Here is a 21,556-nt window from a genome sequence, read left to right as displayed (position 1 = left end):
AGTACCGAAAATTAAAAGATCTGACTAAATAGGTGGTAAATAATATATGGCTAAATTTATTAAGTACAAGTTTTGCTTGCATAATATATATTCTAAATCACACTAGTCGGCCGGTATTTTAGCAAAAATTTACTTTTAGTATTAGACGATGTCGAAAAATTTTAGACAAAAAGCCATAAAAAGCGATGCAAACAAAACGCAGCCCCCAACTCTTGCCCGTAAAATCATATTATTTAACAAACCTTTTAACGTATTAACGCAATTTACTGATCAAGCAGGCCGGCAAACATTAAAAGACTTCATTCCTGTACCCGAAGTTTATGCGGCAGGAAGATTGGATAAAGACAGCGAAGGACTATTGGTCTTAACTAACGATGGTAAATTACAAAACAAGTTAGCGTCTCCTAAACATAAAACGGCAAAGACCTATTGGGTACAAGTTGAAGGAGCACCCACTGAATCAGCCCTTGAACAACTTCGAAAAGGGGTAACTTTAAAAGACGGCCTGACTACACCCGCTAAAGTAAATATTATGGATGCCCCAGATGTGTGGGAAAGAACACCGCCAGTGCGCTTTCGACAGAATATTCCCACTACATGGCTAACTATTACCATTACCGAAGGCCGCAACCGCCAAGTAAGACGTATGACTGCCCATATTGGCTTCCCTACCCTTAGATTAATTCGTTACCGTGTTGGAAATTGGACAATTGACGGAATTGAAAATGGCGAATACATAGTGATATAAAACATGCTAAAGCATGCCCTAGTATTTGTCGCGTTTATTAACCGCTGCATCGACAACGTCGCTACAGCTTAATTTTTCCAATCAGTTTGGTGTGGGCCTCTGTTTGATACCAATCGTTGAAGACTAATTCTAACGAATCCACTCGCATGTCCCCAAACTTGCGATGCTTATTACGTTGTAAAAACTGAATGAGGTCTTGACTGTTTTCGGGCTGTTTGCAAAATCGAAATATTGTTGAGTGTGCCGTTTCGATACGATAACGGCTATCCATGCTGTGATGCAGCCCAGCATTCAATACCGTTTCTCTAACTTTGCTACGAAGCCCCATTAAATATTCTTGGCTGGTATAGCCTGTTAACAGCACCGCAGCATCAGACACAGTAATACCTGTAAAGTCCACAGTCATAATAGGCATACCGACTAGCTGCTGTTGTAGCGCCACTAAATACTGATTAGCTGTTGCGGCATCAAAAATATAATCAGAATGACAAGACACAATAGACATAATGGTCAAGTGTATGTCGGTTTGAGGGTAACAATACTGTGCGGGACAAATCTCATTCAACTCAGTTAAAAATTGCGTGGCGGTGTTTTTAACTGGTTGAGATAAACGCGCTAGTAAGGTAATACCACGACGAGTATCAGCCAGACTGCCAATTTGTTTATCTAGATTAAATTTCTGTTGTTCAAAAGCAGCCATCCCTTGGCGCCACATTTTCTCATAGTGTTCGTTCATTGCTCTTATCGGTCGGTTGTACTATGCCCTTATTATAGCCTGAGCAATAGGTTTAACGTCAGGAAAAATTTTCTCAATGTTCGCTAAGGACACATTCCAATGCTGATATAAAACACTCGCCATCCAACTTCTTACATCGCTGGTCGGCATCAAATCTCGCCCCTCATATAAGTTGGCTTTAGCGAGTCCTGGCCACTGGCCTAACACTTGTTTACCTTTCACCGCTCCCCCTAACATAAACATAGTAGAGCCCGTGCCATGATCTGTACCTTTGGTGCCGTTTACGGCGACAGTGCGACCAAATTCAGTGGTCACCATCACCACTGTATGTTTCCACGTATCGCCTAAAGCAAGTTTAAGTTCAGCTAAACCATCATCAAGTATTTTGAATTGTCTATTCAAACGCTGCGCTTGGTTATTGTGTGTATCCCACCCTCCTAGCTCTAACATGGCACAATTAGCAGAATCGTCTCGACTAAGTATTTTGCCGCAATGCTTTGCCAAATATGAAAAATTAGGCCTTTTGCGACGTTCACTATCCATACTTAACATATCTCGGTTGCTGATTGCGCTTTCTAACAAATCAGTAAACTCTTGATTACCAGTATAAAGTGAGCGCAACCGATCAATCATGTCATCTTCTGATGAGTTAAAATGCGCCGGAAACCAGGGTTTGTGTACTATTTTCTCCCCGCAAGCCAATGGGTATGGTTTGAGAAATAGCCAAACCATACCCATTTAATGCGGCAACTGCCCGGGCCAACCAACCGCTATCATAGTCTGTTGTATTTAAGCCACTTTCCATGTGATCTTGGGCATCAAAATGTGAGCGTTTTCGATAACCTGATGCAACAGCGATCACAGGCGACAATTCTTTATTTTGATACCAGCTATGGCAATTTTTTAAAGCTGGGTGTAACGCAAAGCCCTTACCTATAGGCAATAATTGATCGGCAATAGGCGCCACCAATGAGTTACGATGTGTCATAAAGTCAGGATCACCTATAGGCAATACCCCATGCAATGAATCCATTGCCCCCCTTAACATTACCCAAACTATTTTTTTACTTGGTTTATTTGATCCAGGTGTTTTAGCCAGTACTTGTCGCACCGCTGTGTGAGAAATAATCCAACCTGCCACGCTTGCTTTTATAAAATCTCGCCTTTGCATACTCATCTTTTTTGAAACTCCGGACTCATCAAAAATAATGTTATCGCCTGTTGCTTGCTTTCCGCCCGAGCAATCGACAATCTAGTGCGCTCTTGCATTAGCGGTCCTAAGGCCTGCTGTGCTAACTCATTTGGCGCTTTCTTCGCCATTTTACTGACATGTTCAGCCCATTCAATTCGGCCCATCATTGCCCGAGGCCCAGCCCAGTACTCTTGACTATCTTCGTATCCAGCTGGCGAACCAGCGGCAAAAGGTTGCTGTCCTAAAATCCCTAAGCTCTTGACAAAATCAGGCCTCAGTCTATTCATTCCACAGGCACGGCATGTTGAAATCAAAAACTCTCGTGGAGTTTTAAATTTGGCATTGTGGTGTGACCAACTTAGCGGATCTGTTAGCATCACAGCCAACACTTGAGGTAACGCCCCTTGGGTTTTCAGCCACACCTTTACCATAGCATCGACCAGTTCTTGGGGCGGTTCATCACTAATAAAATGTTTGACCAGTTTTTTACAAACAAACTGTGCAGTGTTTGGATTGGATGCCAGATCTTTAAAAATCTGAATCCCCTGTTCTACTCCACTTGCTTTATAGGTTTTGCCAAACACCTTACGACGACCTATAGTTCATGTAAAACAGATTTGAATGAAAATCTGCCATCGCCATTTCTCACTATGCCCCAACCTGTGATGGCCCTAGCCAATTCGATCACATCAGTTTGACTGTACCCAGCATTGACCCCCAAAGTATGCAACTCTAAGATCTCTCTTGCTAAGTTTTCGTTTAAGCCTTTCCTACCTTTACTTCTTTTACCCACTTTTGAGTTGGGGCCAACGGATTGATCGTTATTCAAATAAACTAACATGGCTGGGTGGCTCTCTACTGCCAATAACATATTTTCAAATCGACCTGAAATGTTAGGCACAATGGCTTCTAGTTCTAAAGTAGGTGCCAGCGCCCGCATCCAAGGACCATTACCCGTTACGCTAAAGTGATTGGAAAAGAAGTCGGTTAAACGCCAAAAAAATGGGTTGTCACTTTGAATTAGATGTGAAATTGTATTGTTAGTCGTTGTTCGAATTTGTTTGTCTATTTCTTTTTGCGTGGTTTGGCTGGCCAATGCCATCATATTTGTCTGTTCTAACAGGCGAGACTTTTTCTCTTGTTTTTTTTGTTGTATATAGACATTCAATTGCTTGGTGGCAAGCTGACTACTCCATGGCGTATTGAGAGATTGTAGTTCATGGGTTGCGATATCTGCGCTCAATTGAGCCAACAGCCACCCTTGCGGTTGGTCCTTAATTTGCTGAATTGTTCTATCATTCGCGCCGTATCCAAAACGATTAGCTGCAATAAAAGCGTGGGTCCTAGACATCGTTTACACTCTTCAGAGTAAAAAAACAAGGATATTACTGTATGCCGAGCTAACAAATAAGCAATAATCCTTACACGTTTTTTACAATGTCTTCTCTCACTAGTCTGCAGTGCAACAATCTAACTTGACGCTTCATACAACTCCAATGGTAAGCCATCGGGATCTTTGAAAAAAGTGAACTTTTTTGGGTAAATTCATCGACCCTAATGGGTTCTACAGCAATATTCTTAGACTCTAAATAAACGACGACTTGTTCGACTGAGTCGACACAAAAGGCTAAATGCCTTAATCCCTGAGCCTCTGGCGTACTTGGTCTGGCAGGAGGATTAGGGAAGGAAAACAACTCAAGTTGGCTGCCATTGGGTAATGCTAAATCTAACTTAAACGACTGACGTGCTTCTCTGTAGTTTTCTGCAATCACCTTTAACCCTAAAATGTCCACATAGAAAAATTTAGATTTTTGATAATTTGAGCAAATAATGGCTACATGGTGAATAGCGTTTAACACAGGTTCTCCTTAAGTTGAAAGTACTAAGCTAGTGAATTTAACCTCCGGTTAACTAGGCCGCAAGTACAAAGGCTCAATTAAATCAGAAGAATTGTAAAGAATACGTCATTAATGTTTTTCAATTATTGCAATATATACTTAAGTATTAACAGATAGATTTTTTAATTCGCCAAAGCGGTGTTTAATTGTTCCATCGAAACCAAGCAGACAAACCTGTCATGGTTTCTGGAGATACTGAATACCGATTTAAACACCGAGGACGGGATCATGCTAAAACATATTAAAACTTCTATTTTAATTGCAACTACTCTTTTTGTTATTGCGAATAACGCTCAAGCCAATGTAGGTGAAGCGCTACAAAATATTTGCACCATTGTTAAAGCTGACGACAAAGGCGAATTGCGGAAAAAAATGAAACGTGTTCAATCTGACTTCAGCTTACGAATAAAAGACTACTACTCTGGTGTATCATGCGGAGGTAATAGTTTAATTCGCACTGCTATGCTAAATAACGCGGTAGAAACAGGCACATTAATGATCAAAAAAATGCCTAAAAGTGATTTAGGTTCTCCTGAAAAAGACGGCAAAACAGTCGTAGCATGGGCTACCGAAAATGGTTTAAATGGCTCACCGCTTTTTGCAGCATTAGAAGACCGCCTATAACATTTAATTTCATAACTTAACTGGATTGTATCCATAGATATAATCCAGTTTGTTAGCCGCTATAAATTGACTTATCCCTACCGCAGACAATCCTCTTAATACCGCTAGTTTTACTCGCTCTACAGGCGTTGACATATGATACATAGCCGCATTTTTCTTTGCGTTTTGTTGGATCCTACTGGCACGGCCTTTCCTTATTGTCTGATAGTTTAGCAATGCTTGCTGACGACTTTCATGTGTATGTAAACATTGAGCCAAGGTATAGGCATCTTCAATTGCCATTGCAGCTCCTTGCGCTAAAAATGGCAACATGGGGTGACAAGCATCACCTAACAGAGCCACATTTTGGTCAACCCATCTATCTAACGGCTTACGCCCGTATAACGCCCATAAAAAACAAGCGTCGGTAGCATTGAGTATGGTCGTGACTTCAGGATGCCAGCCTTTAAACGTATTGCGTAACTGTTCAACATCTCCCGCTTCATGCCATGACTCGTTATGCCAATCAGAGCGCTCCTCAACCGCGACAAAATTTACCAAATCACCACCTCGTAAATAATAACTTACGAAATGTTTACCTGGTCCAACCCACAAATTAGCATTCGGTTTAATTAAGTCTTTGGGTAAGTCCTCGGTGGCCACCGTTCCCCGCCAAGCCACTTGCCCAGTAAAATCTGCGGGCTGAGACCCTAGCATGCACGCTTGTACATTTGAACGAATACCATCGGCTCCAAGCAAAATATCAGCGTACTGTTCGTCACCATTTTCAAACTCAATAGACACCTTATTAGCAAGGTTTTGATAACCTGTTATACCTTGCCCAAGATGAATGTGAACCCCTAAATCAATGCAGGCTTGAAGCAATACGCTATGTATATCAGCACGGTGAATATGTAAATAGTCAGCTCCGTATTGTTGCTTACAGCTTGCGCCCAAAGGTATCGATAAATATTCATCGCCGCTGCTAAAATGTCGCATGACCGCTGCTTGAGGTGCAAAAGCTAAAGCTTTTAATGGATCTGCTACGCCAAGCTCATCTAACACCTGCATCGCATTTGGGCTAAGTTGCAAACCGGCCCCCACCTCTGTCAGTACTTCTGCTTTTTCATAAACAGCAACTTTGCTGCCTCGTTGGGTTAAAGCAATAGCTGCACATAACCCACCTATCCCAGCCCCAGCAATCGCAACGTTATAATTCTTCATACTGTTATTCAAATCTTTATTCTTCACTACAGTGAATGGTAACCTAGTTTTGTGAATGATGTATCACCTCAATTTTAGCCAGCATGAGTGATCTAAATTTTCGCTATTACGTAAGTACAGAGTATTTTCATTTTTAAAGGCCAAAATTATTAACAGTACAACACTCGTTTGGTTTAGACAGGATTTACGTTTACGAGATAATCCGGCATTGAGCTATGCCGCCGAAAAAGGCAGCGTCTTACCTTTATACATTTTAGACGAGACATGCCCGGCTAATTACCAATTGGGCGGTGCTTCCAAATGGTGGTTGCATCATTCATTAACGGCATTAAATCAATCATTAGAGCAAAAATTACACTGTCAAAAGGGTGATCCTAAGCAACTCATCTTAGCTTCGGTTATACAACATAATATTAAAACAGTCGTGTGGAATCGATGTTATGAGCCTTGGCAAATAACCCGCGATACTGAAATTAAGCATGCTTTACTCGCACTAGGCATTGAAGTAAAGAGTTTTAACGGCGCGTTATTATGGGAGCCGTGGCAGGTATTAAAAAAAGACGATACGCCATACAAAGTGTTTACCCCATACTATCGAAGAGGCTGTTTATCTCAGCCTTCGCCTAGAATACCTATCGCCGCACCGAGTCAGTTATCTGTCGAATATCATGCACAAGACGATACAGGCATTGACGGATTATCGCTGCTACCGACTATCGGCTGGGATCATCAAATGGAAACAATGTGGCAACCTGGCGAGCAGGGTGCCTCGGAAAAGTTGATGGCGTTTTTACCAGAGCCGGTTAGCCAATACAAAGCGAAGAGAGACACGCCAAGTATGTCTGGTACGTCAAAACTGTCTGCTCATTTACATTTTGGGGAGATATCTCCTAACCAAATTTGGTATGCCGCGATCCACGCATTAAACGGCAACACTGAACATATCGGCTTAGATTGTTATCTCAGTGAATTAGGCTGGCGTGAGTTTTCTTACTATTTGTTGTATCACTTCCCTACTATTGATGAACAAAACTTTAGCCCTAAATTTACGCACTTTCAGTGGCGATCTGATCCAAACGCACTGAAAGCTTGGCAGCTAGGTCAAACGGGTATTCCTATGGTAGATGCTGGCATGCGAGAGTTATGGCAAACAGGCACAATGCATAACAGAGTACGTATGTTAGTGGGCTCATTTCTGGTCAAAAACTTATTAATCGATTGGCGTGAAGGTGCACGTTGGTTTTGGGATTGTTTGTTAGACGCTGATTTGGCGTCGAATAGTGCTAGCTGGCAATGGGTTGCAGGCACTGGAGCCGATGCTTCACCTTACTTTAGAATTTTTAATCCCGTCACTCAAGGGCAAAAGTTCGATGAGAATGGCGATTACGTGCGGCAATATTGTCCTGAGCTTGCCAAAGTACCGAACAAATATATCCATAGTCCCTGGAAGCCAGCCAAGATACATTGTTATCAGCCAATGTTATTTTAGGGCAAACCTATCCTTTGCCAATGGTTGATTTAAAGGCGACAAGACAAAGAGCGTTAGATGCATTGAGTCATGCTAAACAAGCTGCGTTGTAAAAAGAAAAATTACATTGGCAATTATTCTATTGAAAGGCATGATTAGCTGATCCCATAAAAGCACAGAGAGTGTCTACTTTACATGCAACAAATTATAGATGTATTTAACCTCAAGTTGTTTACCCTTTTAGAACATGACTTTACCTTAGGTGAGTTAATTGTTGCCCCAGCCTTAGTATTAGCGGGCATATTGCTAACTAAAATACTGATTAATATGATAGTGAAAAAGCTGATCAGCAATGGATCTAATGCTGATATGGTGCACTTAGTTAGACGAGTCGCCTCTGTATTGGCCATCATATTATTAACTATCACCATTTTAGATTTTCTCAATGTGCCAATCACCGCTTTTGCTTTTTTATCGGGTGCAATTGCTATTGGCTTTGGTTTTGGCGCACAGAACATTATTAATAACTTTATCAGTGGTTGGATACTCATTTGGGAACGACCGATTAAAATAGGCGATTTTTTGGAAGTAGAGAATGCAAAAGGTATAGTGGAAGAAATTAACACTCGTTCTACCCGTGTGAGGCGTACTGATGGGGTGCATATGCTGATCCCAAACAGTAAACTTTTGGAAAACACCGTTATTAACTGGACCTTAATCGATACAAGAGCCCGTTCTACTTTATCCATTGGTGTGGCTTATGGCTCACCAGTAAAATTAGTGGCTGCGCTACTCGAACAAAGTGTCAAAGAACAACCTGAAGTCCTGACCAACCCCAAACCCACCATTATATTTGACGACTTCGGTGACAACGCCCTAATGTTTGTTGCCTATTTTTGGTTAAACGCCAATGTTGAAGGTGACATGCGCCTAGTTAAAAGTAACATTCGCTTTAGAATTGACGAATTGTTTACTGAGCACAACATTGTCATCGCCTACCCACAAAGAGATGTACACCTTGATGGGCAATTGCGAGTTATTTCCACGGACCAGGCTGACACCAAAGAGGAGACTTAATCGATGAGCGTTGCACACCACGAAGCCTTGTTATGGGCGTTAAGCCTTAACCCTAATGAACCCGCAAAATCGCTAGATATGCAAGGGCTGCTCAAAGAATCCCCCCAGAGAGCTTTAATTGGGTACATATACAAGCTGATGCGCAAGATGCAGAATACTGTCTAACACAGTTAAATGTGCAGCCCGAAATTATTGACGCTTTGTGCACCACAGAAACTCGTCCTAAGGCGTTGCAGTTTGGTGAAGGCATGTTGATTTATCTTAGAGGTATTAATCGCAACCCTAACACCGATCCAGAAGACATGGTCTCATTACGACTATGGGTCACGCCAAATAGACTTATTTCTGCAAGAAGAAAAAGATCGTCGATTGCTCTCGGTGCAAGACGTAAAAGATGAAATTGAACAAAGTATCATACCCGATAATCCTATGGATTTAGTGCTAGACCTGATTACTAAGATAGCCAATCGGATCAGCGAAGCTGTAGATGAATTAGATGAAGACCTAACCAGCTTTGAATCCCGTGAAGGTATAAACCAACAAGATCGATATCAACTGTCTTTGGTGCGCCGAAAATCAGCTGCACTTAGACGTTATTTATCACCACAAAGAGACGCCTTAGATGCCATTTATCGATTCAATAAATCCCTCTCCCAGCAACAAGCATTTGACTTAAGAGATCAAACCGACCGAATGACTCGGTATGTGGAAGAATTAGATTTAGCCCGTGAGCGAGCCATGGTGTTACAAGACGAGTTACGTAATAGAATTGCCGAATTGCAAGGCATGAGAATGTACGTATTGTCTCTGGTCACCGCAATATTTTTGCCCTTGTCATTCCTTACCGGCGTATTTGGTATGAATGTCGCGGGCTTACCGGGTACGGAAGAGCCCAACGCTTTTATCCATTTAATGATATGCATGGCAGCAGTGGCATTAGTTGCTTGTGTACTGATGATATGGAAAAAGTGGCTATAACCAATTGGTTAATTTGAAACCCAAACCAATTCTTTGGGTATGCTGATCGAAATAAATTAAGCTTTCACCGTACCCATTAAAATACTCCACATACCCCTGTAATTTGCCGTTAATGGGAAAAGACCAACCTAACTCAACGGCCCCTCGATTATCACTACGCATGTTGTTTCGCCACATAAATTCTAACGAGTGTTTATCTGACAAACTCCACAAACCGCCAATTTCGCCGTATCCCATGTAATTTTCAATACCTGGATTATCGTCCCCCTCGGGAGCCATAGGGTCTAATTTTTCGTCTTCTGGTATGCGATACCAAGCTCGCACGCCCCAAGTTATATTGTCACTTTGGGCAAATACTAAACTGCCAATAATGCGGTTCCAACTTCGAGACAACAAGCCCGTTTGACCATTTGATTGGTGATTGAAAGACAAGGAGGTTTGTTCTACGGGCAAGCCCATTAACGACCAAGAGTGATTATAATTGAGTATCATTTCTGGTTCGTAATTGGTTTCACGAAATGGTGCCGAAATATCGTCATTATAAGATTGCCACCAGCTAGTGGCTGTAAAAGCAAAAGACATATCTAAATCTCTAAATATGAAGTCTTCCCAAGCCAAGTATTTTATTGATACTTGAAACTTGGCTTCTAAGTTATCTAACTTAGGCCCCACTGCTACATCTTGATAGGGAGCACGTCTAATCGACGTTAACGTAACGGGTAATAAGTAATTCGGTCTGTGAGGTAAAATAGCAAACGGATTTTGCGCCGCTTCTTTTTCTAAAACCAAGCGTTTTTTGACCCGATTGGTTTTGTTATTAGCGCAACCTTCTCTAAGCTCTCCCACTGTTTGTTCTGGGCGAGCATGCATCACCGCCACTAGTAAACATGCATCTACGTTACTTTTTTCTGACTCAGTGGATGCACTATGTTGCTGAGCAAACACTAATTTGGGCAACGCTAAACATAACAAACATAACCTAAACAACATTAATCACCTACTCCAAAACATAACAATTGCCGATTTTGCCTAGATAACCCCACAATGCAAGTGCCTTGTCATTCGGTCATAAAAATTTATTTTTGCTAGCCACCACTGGTTTTACGTTTCAAGATGGAGACGGCATAAAATGAGCAATATTTCTGAGACGTTGACTGGGGATCGTGGGTTGTAAATAACCTCAGCTAAATGTTATCCGGTAACGAAATTTTTCGTGTTTAGCAAGGCGGAGTGTTGTACATAACAACGTGTTATCGCTAAACAATCCAACGCCACTAGGCACACAAAAGAGCATGATCGAGAGGTTCGGCTTTTCCAGGATTCAGGTTAAATAGTAACAAATCCTTCATCTTTTTATGGCAAGCTATATTATGGTTTTTTAAATGTGAAAAAGTGATGAAGAAGAATCAAGGCTCTATTAAATCCCGTTTAATCATAATCATTTCAGTGTGTATTGTGGGTATGTCAATTTTGGCAGCTAACCAACTGTACAATACGCAGCGCTTAATAAAACTAAATAACCAAAACCGCTTATTGTTAAGTCTAAACAATGAGTTACTACAATTAAGGCGTCATGAAAAAGACTTTCTGTTGCGACATAATAATCAGTACCTAGAGAAATTTGTGTTACGGGCAGAGCAATTCAATCAAGGTACCACCCAACTGCAAGCGTTTTTCACTTATTCAGCCGATACCAGCCAAGAATTTGCCCAAGTACAAACTTATTTCGATAGCTACACCAGACTTTTCAAAGACTTAACCATTTTAATGCAAGATATAGGTTTAGATGAAAATCAAGGGTATCAAGGTGAGTTCCGTCAAGCCACTCATGAATTAGAGCAACAACTAGATCCCAGCAAGCAAAGCTATTTACAGATATTACTATTGCAACTTAGACGCCACGAAAAAGACTTTTTACTGCGCCATGACATGCAATATGTAGCAAAAGAAATACGGACTTATCAAACGTTACGGGATGAGTTATCCAAGCCCTCCAACAATCAACATAAAGAGTTACTGTTATTAGATAACTATCAGCAAAAGTTCATGCAATTGGTTGAAACCCAAAAAATGATCGGCCTCGATCATAACGCTGGACTTAGAGGTCAATTTCGTCAACAAGCTCATCAAGTGGAAAATAAACTGACGTTACTTAACAAGAATATTGAGCAGAGTATCGCCACAGAAGAAAGTAAAATCGAACGAATTAGCTTTTTAATCATGAGCATAACCTTAGTGACGTTGATCATTTTGCTGGTTAAGAGTTTTATCTCACTACAAAAAGCCTTTGCAACTTTTGTGATGTTTTTTTATCGCTGCAAACGTGAGTATCAGCATATAGATGAACGCAAACAAGGTTTTGCCGAGTTTAAATATTTAGCCATGATTGCAAATGAAATGATCGATGCCCGGCAAGAAATGGAACGTGAATTGAAAAAAGCGCAACAAGAAATTAGCCAATTGAAATCCCGTCATAGTTAGCTCTATACTTTGCTATCGCACTTTTTGTGCACAGTGACCTCGGGTTGTCTCACAATGACAGGTTATTTAGATGACAATTCGCCCAGCCCACTTGCACATTAAAGCCCCTCGATGTGAGTGAAATGGATAACATACACCAATGTTACTAAATTCAATCACATTGCTAAATGTGATTAAATCTGGCAACATCGATAATCGTTCGATTTTGTATAGCGTAGGATTAAAGATAGTGACTAAACAACTGATTGCTGTTTTAACTGGTGACATAGTAGGTTCACAGAAAATAGCTCCGCAGTATTACGACACCATGCTACAGACCATAGAAACAACCTTTTCTTGGTTTGCCACTAAAACAGAAATTAATTTTGATCTATTCAGAGGCGATGCATTTCAAGCCGTATTTACGACTCCTAGCATGTCAATAAGCTCGGCAATTATACTCAGGTTAGCCCTTAAAATTTGCCAACCTAGTTTTTCAGCTCGACAAAGTATAGGAATTGGCACAGCCACTGCTCTTCGAGCTAAAACGAAAATATCTACCGGCGAAGCATTTTTACTGTCGGGAACTGGATTAGATCAAATCAAAGGAAATCTACTGACGATACATACTAGTCAAGCCAACTTTCAAACTAAAATAGGCTTACTCACTAAGTTTTTAGATAATCACTTGGCCGACCTAACCACGACTCAATCAGAAGTACTGCTCTGCTATCTAAGATCAGAGGACAAGTCACATGACGCCATTGCCAAGACACTTAACAAAACACGAAGCAACGTCACTCGGCTTCTTAATGCCTGCCGATATCAATTAATAGTGGACTACATTCGTCACTTCGAAAACTGTCTGGCCGAGGAGTTTACAGATGTCTGAATTAACCTTATTGATGGGACTTATTATCGGCCATATATTGGGCGATTTTTACTTGCAACCTAACGTATGGGTCAAACAGCGTTTAGCCAAACATTATAAGTCACCAGACTTGTATTACCACGTAGCTGTACATGGCGTAATTACCCTATGTATCTTTGTGTTACTGAGTAAACAAAGTGTACTAGCATGCTTGCTGTATAGCTTCATCGTCATGAGCAGCCACTTGGTCATAGATATTGTCAAATCATATAGCAAACAAAATTCAGTGACGTTTATACTCGATCAACTGGCCCACTTGGTAATTCTCATCATCATTTGGGCAATGGCTACCAACACGCTATCAGAAGTGTCGTCATTACTGTCTACTAACCATATTAGTTATCAACAAGCCGCGGTTATCATCGGCTATTTACTGATCCTCAAACCCACATCCATCGTCATCACTATATTGTTAAGTCCTTGGAGCACATCAATAAAACAGCAAGCCGACGGGACAACGCAAACTCAATCGACGACTACCACGCATAGCGACTTACAATCAGCAGGAAAACGTATTGGTTATTTAGAAAGAATACTGATAATAACCTTTATTTTGTTGAATCAATTTTCAGCCATTGGTTTTTTATTAGCCGCTAAATCCGTGTTTAGGTTCGGTGACTTAAGTCGAGACAGAGACAAAAAAATGACCGAGTACGTAATGCTTGGCACCCTAACCAGCTTCACTATTACCATTTTAATTGGCTTAGGTGTGGCAGCGATTGTGAGCCAGCTCCCCATAGGACAGAGCAAATAAGGTTGCCAAGCCTACATCCCTATAATCCTAAATCAGACAAACTTGCATGATCTGCCGGACGTGTTCCTTGTGGCCAAAGAAACTTTCGCTGTGACTGATCGATCGCCAAATCATTAATACTGGCAAAACGATGCGTCATTAAGCCTTGTTCGTTAAACTGCCAATTCTCGTTGCCATAAGAACGATAGTATTGCCCTTGATCATCATGCCATTCATAAGCAAAACGCACTGCAATTCTATTTTCTGTATAAGCCCAAAGCTCTTTTATCAATCTGTACTCATGTTCAGTCGCCCATTTTTTAGTTAAAAATGCGTGAGCTTGGGCACGACCCACTGGAAATTCGTTACGATTTCGCCAAATCGTATCTTCGCTGTAGGCCAGTACCACTTTGTCTGGATCTCGATTATTCCAAGCGTCTTCAGCCATACGCACTTTTTGGATCGCAGTTTCTCGAGTAAACGGAGGGAGGGGTGGGCGTGTAGGGTTCATGTTTAATCCTTGTTAAGGTCAGTAATTAAATGCCATAATGCAAAAACTTATGTAGACAAGTCAGTCTACATAAATAGATTACACACAGTAGACCGACTTGTCTACTTAACCTGAGTTCAGGATAAGAATTATCGTTTAAGCTAAACGATCCAACACTACTAGACACAAAAATAGCGTTATTCAGAGGTTCTGGCTTATCCAAGATTCAGGTTACTTAGTTAACTGATTTATTTCACAAGGTAGAGTGAATGCTACTAACCGCTAGCCAACCACCGAGCAGTGCCAAGCAAAGAATACTCTTTGCAGCACATGATTTATTTTATTCGAAAGGTATTAGAGCCACTGGTGTTGACCTCATCATTGCTCAAGCCAAGGTCACAAAAACAACATTTTACCGCCACTTTGCTAGCAAGAACTTGCTCATCTTAGCTTACTTAGACTACCGTCATCAGATCTGGCTTACATGGTTTAGCCAGCACATAAACTCGGCCAAGGAGTTAGTCAACGGTATAGAGTCCGCCATCACAGAATGGTTTAGCCAAGACTATTTCAGGGGCTGCGCTTTTATCAATAGCTTGTCAGAGATTGCCCAGACGTTGCCTACAGTGAAACAAAAAGTCGCCGAGCATAAACGGGATGTGGCCGCATTAATTATGACAAAGCTTCCTGCATCAACCTCTCGTCATGCACAGGCGCAAGCAATTGTCATGGCTATTGACGGTGCAATTATTAGAGTACAAAGTGGCGAAGATAATCAGCACACGATCGCTCTGTTAGCAACAACCGTCACACTATTATCAAACCAAAAGTAACCTAGCATGTCCTACTGATAGCCATACCACATGAATTGTCAACAATTAACTGTATATAAAAATATAAATTCGTAATACACTAGCAACAATTAATTTACAAATTTCTGCGCATGCTAGTAGGAATATAGTTAATAGGTAGCCAGTATGAAGTCGATATTCTATAAAAATAACATTAGCCAAACACTAGCAAGTACCCTATTCGTTGCCGGACTAGCCAGTTGTGGAGGAGGTGGGAGTAATACACCCGCCACGACTAAACCACCTATAGTGAATGACACTACACCAAATAGTTATCACTTTAACGACTTAACCCACTCAGCCCTATCCGCCTCATTAGAATCGAATAGTATTGTCGTCAGCGGTATAGATGCCCCGTCGAACATTAGTATCAGTGGGGGTGAATATAAAATAGCTAACGGCAGTTATACTAGTGCTACAGGCACAGTGATTAACGGGCAAACTGTAACGGTTAGGTTAACCACCTCCAACAACTATGCCACAGAGACTCAGGCCGAGCTCACGATTGGAGGCATCAAAGACACATTTTCAGCTACCACTATGGAACAACCAGCCCCTACTTTACCCATGGTGCAAGTTAACCTTGATATGAAACACAGTGTCGGTGGCATTGCTACATTTGACCGACAGAAGTTTATTACCATACATGCATCCACCACAGAAAATGGTTGGGGTGAAAACGATGCACATTCTCGTCATGCGAAGAATAAAGATCCTGATTTAATGCCTAATTTTGTCACTGACTATGATGTCTATTTTGGTCGTGATACCGGTAGTTTTGGCTGGGCCTTAAGAAACTTACCAGAAGATCCTGCTAGACTAGGATTTGTTGATGAAGTAGCGAGTAAAACAAGAGGCGACAACGATAAGTGGATATACAGTAACAACACCAACGACAAGTACATTGATGCTAGGCAACATGAGTCTCGAGGGCTAGATATGGTAGTCGGGTTACAACAATTCCCTTACTATCCAGAAGGCGACAAAGATAACAATCCAGTGACCGGTATTAACCCTGGATATTTTCTACAACCAACACAACAGGTGAGCCATTAGGTACCGCAACAGGCCATTATGCCGCGCAATTTATGTCTACATTTTATAAAACCAGTGGCAGTGATATTGGCAAACCCATGCCTAGCTATTTTGAAGTAATGAATGAACCACTGTACCCATTAATCACAGAACGCGAAGATGACGCCGATGAAGTCCCAGCGCTAGAGATCTTTGAGTTTCACAATACTGTCGCCAAGGAAGTGCGTAAAGTCCGAGCCCTTGACGATGTCAAAATTGCAGGCTACACAGTGGCGTTCCCAGACTTTGATAAAGATAACTTTCAGCGCTGGGAAGAACGAGACAAATTATTCATTGATACATCAGGCGAATATATGGATGTTTACTCAATTCATCTATATGACTTTCCATGTCACGACAATAAACAGAAATACCGTCGCGGCAGTAATATGGAAGCGACGATGGACATGCTAGAAGGTTATAGCATGATAAAACTAGGCGAAGTGAAACCCGTGATTATTTCTGAATATGGTGCGGCCGTGCATTGCGAGTTCAATAATGATTGGACCGCCTCTCGTAATACCCTACAAACTCAAGCCTTTAACTCAATGTTAATGGGCTTTTTGGAACGACCAGATGTCATCGAGAAAGCGATTCCGTTTATTGTAGTCAAAGCGGAATGGGGGCGAACAGCCCACCCATATGGCCCACGTTTAATGATCCAACAGTTCGAACGAGATGGCACCACAGAACAAACCGGTGATACCGACTGGGTGTACTCTGACTTAGTGAAATTTTATCAACTTTGGTCGGACGTGAACGGCACAAGAGTCGACACTTGGTCTGCAGAAGCAGATATTCTGGTAGATGCATATGTTGCTGACGACACCGCTTATATCATTTTAAATAATCTAGAAGTGGAAAACACAGAGTTTAATTTGCACACCCTAGGTATTGATGGCAACAGCATTAACGCCATAAATATCAAACACCTAGTGACTGATAGTGACAAAGTGATGACGCTAGAGGAATCGACTTTACCTAACTTAGGTAGCAGTATTACCCTGAACGGGGGCTCAACTATGGTTATTAAGCTAACGCTTGATGCAGCTATCACGATTGATCAAACCAACAGCGAGACCAAGCATTATGCCACTTCATATAAACAAGCTATCACCGCTGATTCGGCCATTAACTTTAGTATAAACGGCATAAGCAAAGGCTCTACAGGAGAAGCTATGTTACGTTTGGGGATAGGCCGAGAACATGGAAAGTCATTACAACCCACAGTGAGCATAAATGGTAACGCTCTGACAATACCGAGTGACTTTAGGGGCTATGACCAAAACTTAAATGGTAAAGCTCGGGACAACTTTTTTGGTGTGATTGAGATACCCGTGCCTTACGAATATCTGCAGGCAAATAATACCGTCACAGTTGAGTTCTCCGGATACTGGCGGCTTTGTCGCAACAGCCTCAATTCAAGCCTTTGCAATGAGCAGAGCGGCGAATAGACTGCAATAGTCGCCGCTATTCACTCTAAGTCGTAGCGAATTAGCCCTTCGCTACGCTCCTTAAAAGTAAGACTTGTCATTGCCACACTATGTATAATTGTGATCCAAGTAAAAGCCGATATCTACTTCGTCTATTTGCACAGTTGGCAAAAATTTCTGACAATAATCGAGGTAAATTTTTGAACGCAAAAAGAGTTTGAATATATCTGCATCCACATGTTTATCTAACACCATCTGGTGCAGTATGTTAATCGCGACACTTAACGGCTTGGCTTTTTTGTAGGGTCTATCTGCCGCGGTTAATGCTTCAAAAACATCGGCTAAAACCAAAACTCGTTCTGGAATACTTAAGTCGGTTGCAGTCAATTTGCGCGGATAACCCGTACCAATTAGAGTTTCGTGGTGAGTCGATGCATATCTGGGCACATTGGCTAACTCTTCTGGGAAAGGTAAATTATCTAACATTTTTATAGTACTAATAATATGTTCGTTAATTTTAAACCTATCTTCTTTCGTTAAGGTCCCCCTAGAGATAGATAAATTATGCAGCTCTCCCATGTTGGCGCGATATTCGGGAGGAGTTATTTTGATTCCCAAACTAGATTTATAGTGAATAGGTTTATCATGCTGAATAATATGTTCTGGCTTATCCATCAGCAAAAATTCAGTTACCGGCAAGGTATCTGATCCGTGAATACGCAATTCTTCTAAAGGCGATAAGCCTAACGAATTATCAAAATATCGTTGCCAAGTAATTTTTGACAGCTCGGTCAATTTTTGAATATCGTCTGCATGCATAAACTCCCCGCCAACATTGCTTTTAGCAATAAAAGCAAAATCTTCCTGCAACTGCTTTTGGGTGTTTTGCTTTGCGACTAACAGCTCAGCTTGAGCGTCTGGATTAGTTTGCAACGCTGTTAGATAAGTAATTTCAGTATCTCGCCACAACACTTCAAAGCGCATACGAATTTCATGGATACGGTTATAGATAGTTTCTAGTTTGGTACCTTTGTCCACAATGTGTTCGGGCACGGTAATTTTGCCACAATCATGTAGCCAAGCTGCCACTTTAAACTCTCTAATTTGTTCTTCACTAGTAAATTTAAATTGAGCAAAAGCGTCTATTTGCGAGTCTGACGCGGCCTGAGCCAACAACATACCAAGCTCGGGGACCCTTTTGCAGTGCCCTGCCGTATACGGAGATTTATCATCGATAGCTTGCGCAATTAGCTCGATAAAAGCATCAATCAAATTACTTTGATCTTGCTGAAATCTTTGAATTGAATCAGACATTTCTTGCATAGATTTTGCCAACTCATCAATTTCAAAAATATAACTATTGGTTGCTTCAAACTGATCATACTGACGGTTTTTGATCCTAGTACTTTGTTTGGCGAGATGCTTGATTGGATTCACGATAGGAATCGAGAAGAACCAACACAGCGGCAGTAATATCAACAACATAACACCGGTAACAATAATGGATATTTTTACTTTATCTTTAATATCACTAAACAAAACGTCATCAGGTATGAGCAATGCAAAATACTCATCATGACCATTTAACTTACTCAAATAAAGGTGTTTATCTTGACCATCGATTGTCACCGAATACAAGCTATCCAGTTTCTGCCCTGCTTTTGCATAGGACACAAGCTCTTTGTAAGGAACGACCCCCATATGATCTAACTCTGAAAATTGTTGTGAGTTATACAACCATTTTTTGGTGATAGCTTGTTTTTGCGCTGGGGTGATGTGGCTTATTGCTAAATTAAAAATGTCTGTTAACTGTTGTTGATCATTGGCCAAAACGAAGTGTAAGTTTGCAGTCAACTCAACGACCTTGTCTGTAACTTTCGTATGATATTGAAGGTCATCAATAAAAAGTTGTTTCGCTGAATATTGCAAAATAAAGGTATTATCAATGCCAGCATAATATTGTTCATTTTTTACCGACCGCAATACATCGTTAACCGACGGCAAAATCACCAATTTTATTTCAGGATGTTGTTGTTGAATGTGCTTAGCAATAGCCCAATCAGCCGAAATGGCTAAGGTTTTACCATGCAATTGTTGTAAAGCCGTTATTTCCGCTTTGCCTTTCATGGTAATAATCGAAAAAGGTGAACTTAGAAAAGGTTCCGACATCAAGCCTAGTTGACGATTATCTTCATTTTGATAAGCGGAGTTTAACACTTGAATCTTATTGTTTTTAAACAATTCAACTAACTCGTGCCATGTATAGCCATTGATGTAGTTAAACTCTAATCCCGTCATTTGCGATACTAAGGTTAAAATATCTATACTGTAGCCACTAGGATTACCCGATATAGCAAAATCAATTGGCGCCCAATCTAATTCATTAGACACCGTTACCGTTTTAAGCTTATTAATCAATGCTTGTTGCTCATCAGTGAGTGGTAATGCAACGGGTTTAGGGATGGCTATCTCTTCGGCAAGCCGCTCTTGGTTTGACGAAATTAGCTCCCCATCTTGCTGGAACAAATACATTTCAACGTCTAATTGAGTCGTTGCTTGACGGTCTTCAAAACGTAATAAAGACGATAATGAAGACAACGCAATGTCTATCGCTAATACGCTATTTTCATTAGGTAGTTTGAGAGAATAAGTTTGGCCCGGAGCCTGTAAGTTCTGAAATAGATAAGGCGCTGTTTTGTATACCTGATCTTCTGATGCACGGGAAAACCACATCCTCGTTTTAGGCTCGTAAGTAGTAGGTACAACGGTAGTTTCTCTTTTCTTGAAGGCCTCATTATAAAAATGGGTGTATTTTTTCTTGCCACTTTGTTCACTGACGATATCGATGACCACCCATCGGTCGATTGCCTTTGCACCAATTTGTGAACGTATAATGGGGCTGGCATCTAAGTTAATAATCTCACTGAAATCACCATTGCTCAACCCTATATAAATGGCATAAAAACTAGGATTCATTAGCATGACGTCAATTAGTTCTTTTTTATTTTGGCGGCTAAAAAACAGTTGTTTTAGTTCTGGATTATGTGACAAAACTTGCAATGTATTTTCTACATTACTGTTCAGTAAAGTTAAATTCTCTGAAGTATTTTGAGTCGTTATATTAAACACTTTTGTGGTCGACTCCACGGCCATGTTATAACTAAAATAATACTGTAAACTAATAGCGATAAATGCCGTAAAGGATACTGCAATGACAAATATCGCGACTACGGTCAACCGGATAGACAACAATCCTTTTTTTGAACCCGCTTTAATATAGCCATGTTTCCCTCAAAAAAATAATGATAATCACTAGCCATCTAGCAATAATAAAATGACATCAAACAACAATCACCCCATCTATTGATAAGAGGCTTAACACTGTGCTCATACAAAGTCACTGACATCTCAGCGCAACACTGCCTGCCAACCAATTCTTCTACCCTACAAGCATAACGACACATCTCACCGTTACTTGAGCCCACCTTTACCATTACTGGTGCATATTTATTTGCCAGATGCCGCAGTGCCAACTACACATGGATCAGAAATAGTGTATTGGTAATACCCGTAGGCTGACATCATAGTCACGATCAAAAGTGCGGCAATTATCGGCTTATCTTTACCAAGATCAGCTAACGTTTTCACGCTCACTTTATC

At 41.0% G+C, this 21,556-nt stretch carries 21 protein-coding genes and 2 pseudogenes; 12 read left to right on the top strand and 11 right to left on the bottom strand.

The features are described 5' to 3' along the window. The first annotated feature begins 148 nt into the window (after nucleotides 1-148). Nucleotides 149-748 (top strand): pseudouridine synthase, encoded by a 600-nt coding sequence (locus tag RS130_RS14290; protein WP_316026490.1) that lies wholly within the window; start codon nucleotides 149-151, stop codon nucleotides 746-748. A 61-nt stretch (nucleotides 749-809) separates the two neighbouring features. Here RS130_RS14290 and RS130_RS14285 read toward each other — a convergent pair whose 3' ends face one another. The 6 genes and pseudogenes from RS130_RS14285 to gloA2 all read right to left on the bottom strand — a co-directional run bounded on the left by RS130_RS14285 (nucleotide 810) and on the right by gloA2 (nucleotide 4,535). Beyond that, the gene (locus RS130_RS14285) at nucleotides 810-1,484 is read right to left on the bottom strand and encodes a hypothetical protein (protein WP_316026489.1); all 675 of its coding nucleotides are present in this window, start codon (nucleotides 1,482-1,484) and stop codon (nucleotides 810-812) included. Nucleotides 1,485-1,505: 21 nt separating this feature from the next. Beyond that, entirely contained in the window at nucleotides 1,506-2,117 is a 612-nt protein-coding gene (locus tag RS130_RS14280) for a DUF1501 domain-containing protein (RefSeq protein WP_316026488.1), read from the bottom strand. A 16-nt stretch (nucleotides 2,118-2,133) separates the two neighbouring features. After that, nucleotides 2,134-2,655, bottom strand: a complete 522-nt coding sequence (locus RS130_RS14275) for a DUF1501 domain-containing protein (protein WP_316026487.1) — start codon at nucleotides 2,653-2,655, stop codon at nucleotides 2,134-2,136. A gap of 2 nt (nucleotides 2,656-2,657) precedes the next feature. Further along, nucleotides 2,658-3,260, bottom strand: coding sequence for a DUF1800 family protein (locus RS130_RS14270; protein WP_316026486.1), 603 nt, complete (start codon nucleotides 3,258-3,260; stop codon nucleotides 2,658-2,660). A gap of 11 nt (nucleotides 3,261-3,271) precedes the next feature. Then, nucleotides 3,272-4,027 carry a DUF1800 family protein gene (locus tag RS130_RS14265; RefSeq protein ID WP_316026485.1) on the bottom strand — a complete coding sequence of 252 codons (756 nt, stop codon included), beginning with the start codon at nucleotides 4,025-4,027 and terminating at the stop codon, nucleotides 3,272-3,274. A gap of 119 nt (nucleotides 4,028-4,146) precedes the next feature. After that, nucleotides 4,147-4,535 (bottom strand): annotated as a pseudogene (gene gloA2 / locus RS130_RS14260) (SMU1112c/YaeR family gloxylase I-like metalloprotein). A gap of 267 nt (nucleotides 4,536-4,802) precedes the next feature. Here gloA2 and RS130_RS14255 point away from each other — a divergent pair. Continuing rightward, entirely contained in the window at nucleotides 4,803-5,198 is a 396-nt protein-coding gene (locus RS130_RS14255; RefSeq protein ID WP_316026484.1) for a DUF3718 domain-containing protein, read from the top strand. 9 nt (nucleotides 5,199-5,207) lie between these two features. On the opposite strand, the gene RS130_RS14250 is transcribed toward RS130_RS14255, so the two are convergent. Next, nucleotides 5,208-6,401, bottom strand: a complete 1,194-nt coding sequence (locus RS130_RS14250) for an FAD-dependent monooxygenase (RefSeq protein ID WP_316028066.1) — start codon at nucleotides 6,399-6,401, stop codon at nucleotides 5,208-5,210. Nucleotides 6,402-6,546: 145 nt separating this feature from the next. On the opposite strand from RS130_RS14250, the pseudogene RS130_RS14245 reads away from it, so the two are divergent. The 4 genes and pseudogenes from RS130_RS14245 (at nucleotide 6,547) to RS130_RS14230 (ending at nucleotide 9,924) form a co-directional block, all read left to right on the top strand. Further along, nucleotides 6,547-7,982: pseudogene (locus RS130_RS14245) on the top strand (cryptochrome/photolyase family protein). Between the two features lie 82 nt (nucleotides 7,983-8,064). After that, a complete protein-coding gene (locus RS130_RS14240; protein WP_316026483.1) occupies nucleotides 8,065-8,946 on the top strand; it encodes a mechanosensitive ion channel family protein in 882 nt (293 codons plus the stop codon). A 68-nt stretch (nucleotides 8,947-9,014) separates the two neighbouring features. Next, entirely contained in the window at nucleotides 9,015-9,344 is a 330-nt protein-coding gene (locus RS130_RS14235) for a CorA family divalent cation transporter (RefSeq protein ID WP_316028065.1), read from the top strand. After that, on the top strand, nucleotides 9,325-9,924 hold the full coding sequence (locus RS130_RS14230) for a CorA family divalent cation transporter (RefSeq protein WP_316028064.1): 600 nt from the start codon (nucleotides 9,325-9,327) through the stop codon (nucleotides 9,922-9,924). The genes RS130_RS14235 and RS130_RS14230 overlap by 20 nt, the downstream gene beginning before the upstream one ends. Here RS130_RS14230 and RS130_RS14225 read toward each other — a convergent pair. Further along, a complete protein-coding gene (locus tag RS130_RS14225) occupies nucleotides 9,919-10,914 on the bottom strand; it encodes a phospholipase A (RefSeq protein WP_316026482.1) in 996 nt (331 codons plus the stop codon). The two genes, RS130_RS14230 and RS130_RS14225, sit on opposite strands and share 6 nt — an antisense overlap. A gap of 405 nt (nucleotides 10,915-11,319) precedes the next feature. Here RS130_RS14225 and RS130_RS14220 point away from each other — a divergent pair, with 405 nt between their 5' ends. The 3 genes from RS130_RS14220 (at nucleotide 11,320) to RS130_RS14210 (ending at nucleotide 14,069) form a co-directional block, all read left to right on the top strand. Continuing rightward, the gene (locus RS130_RS14220; RefSeq protein WP_316026481.1) at nucleotides 11,320-12,405 is read left to right on the top strand and encodes a hypothetical protein; all 1,086 of its coding nucleotides are present in this window, start codon (nucleotides 11,320-11,322) and stop codon (nucleotides 12,403-12,405) included. Nucleotides 12,406-12,544: 139 nt separating this feature from the next. After that, the gene (locus tag RS130_RS14215; RefSeq protein WP_316026480.1) at nucleotides 12,545-13,276 is read left to right on the top strand and encodes a MarR family winged helix-turn-helix transcriptional regulator; all 732 of its coding nucleotides are present in this window, start codon (nucleotides 12,545-12,547) and stop codon (nucleotides 13,274-13,276) included. Beyond that, nucleotides 13,269-14,069, top strand: coding sequence for a DUF3307 domain-containing protein (locus RS130_RS14210; RefSeq protein WP_316026479.1), 801 nt, complete (start codon nucleotides 13,269-13,271; stop codon nucleotides 14,067-14,069). Before RS130_RS14215 ends, RS130_RS14210 begins: the two co-directional genes overlap by 8 nt. Before the next feature lie 19 nt (nucleotides 14,070-14,088). Here RS130_RS14210 and RS130_RS14205 read toward each other — a convergent pair whose 3' ends face one another. Continuing rightward, nucleotides 14,089-14,559, bottom strand: coding sequence for a nuclear transport factor 2 family protein (locus RS130_RS14205; RefSeq protein WP_316026478.1), 471 nt, complete (start codon nucleotides 14,557-14,559; stop codon nucleotides 14,089-14,091). A 248-nt stretch (nucleotides 14,560-14,807) separates the two neighbouring features. Here RS130_RS14205 and RS130_RS14200 point away from each other — a divergent pair, with 248 nt between their 5' ends. From RS130_RS14200 to RS130_RS14190, 3 genes are all read left to right on the top strand, one after another. Beyond that, nucleotides 14,808-15,371 carry a TetR/AcrR family transcriptional regulator gene (locus RS130_RS14200; RefSeq protein WP_316026477.1) on the top strand — a complete coding sequence of 188 codons (564 nt, stop codon included), beginning with the start codon at nucleotides 14,808-14,810 and terminating at the stop codon, nucleotides 15,369-15,371. A 144-nt stretch (nucleotides 15,372-15,515) separates the two neighbouring features. Then, on the top strand, nucleotides 15,516-16,445 hold the full coding sequence (locus RS130_RS14195; RefSeq protein ID WP_316026476.1) for a hypothetical protein: 930 nt from the start codon (nucleotides 15,516-15,518) through the stop codon (nucleotides 16,443-16,445). Between the two features lie 32 nt (nucleotides 16,446-16,477). Further along, nucleotides 16,478-17,917, top strand: a complete 1,440-nt coding sequence (locus tag RS130_RS14190; protein WP_316026475.1) for a hypothetical protein — start codon at nucleotides 16,478-16,480, stop codon at nucleotides 17,915-17,917. A gap of 87 nt (nucleotides 17,918-18,004) precedes the next feature. Here the strand turns inward: RS130_RS14190 and RS130_RS14185 are convergent, their stop codons facing one another. Continuing rightward, nucleotides 18,005-21,145: an HD domain-containing phosphohydrolase gene (locus RS130_RS14185; RefSeq protein ID WP_316026474.1), complete on the bottom strand. Its 3,141-nt coding sequence runs from the start codon at nucleotides 21,143-21,145 to the stop codon at nucleotides 18,005-18,007. A gap of 258 nt (nucleotides 21,146-21,403) precedes the next feature. Next, entirely contained in the window at nucleotides 21,404-21,550 is a 147-nt protein-coding gene (locus tag RS130_RS14180; RefSeq protein WP_316026473.1) for a hypothetical protein, read from the bottom strand. Between the last annotated feature and the right edge of the window lie 6 nt (nucleotides 21,551-21,556).

This window comes from Paraglaciecola aquimarina (assembly GCF_032464635.1).
Lineage (GTDB): Bacteria > Pseudomonadota > Gammaproteobacteria > Enterobacterales > Alteromonadaceae > Paraglaciecola > Paraglaciecola aquimarina.
Note: the sequence above shows the minus strand (reverse complement) of the source record. Positions and strands in the feature narration are given on the sequence as shown.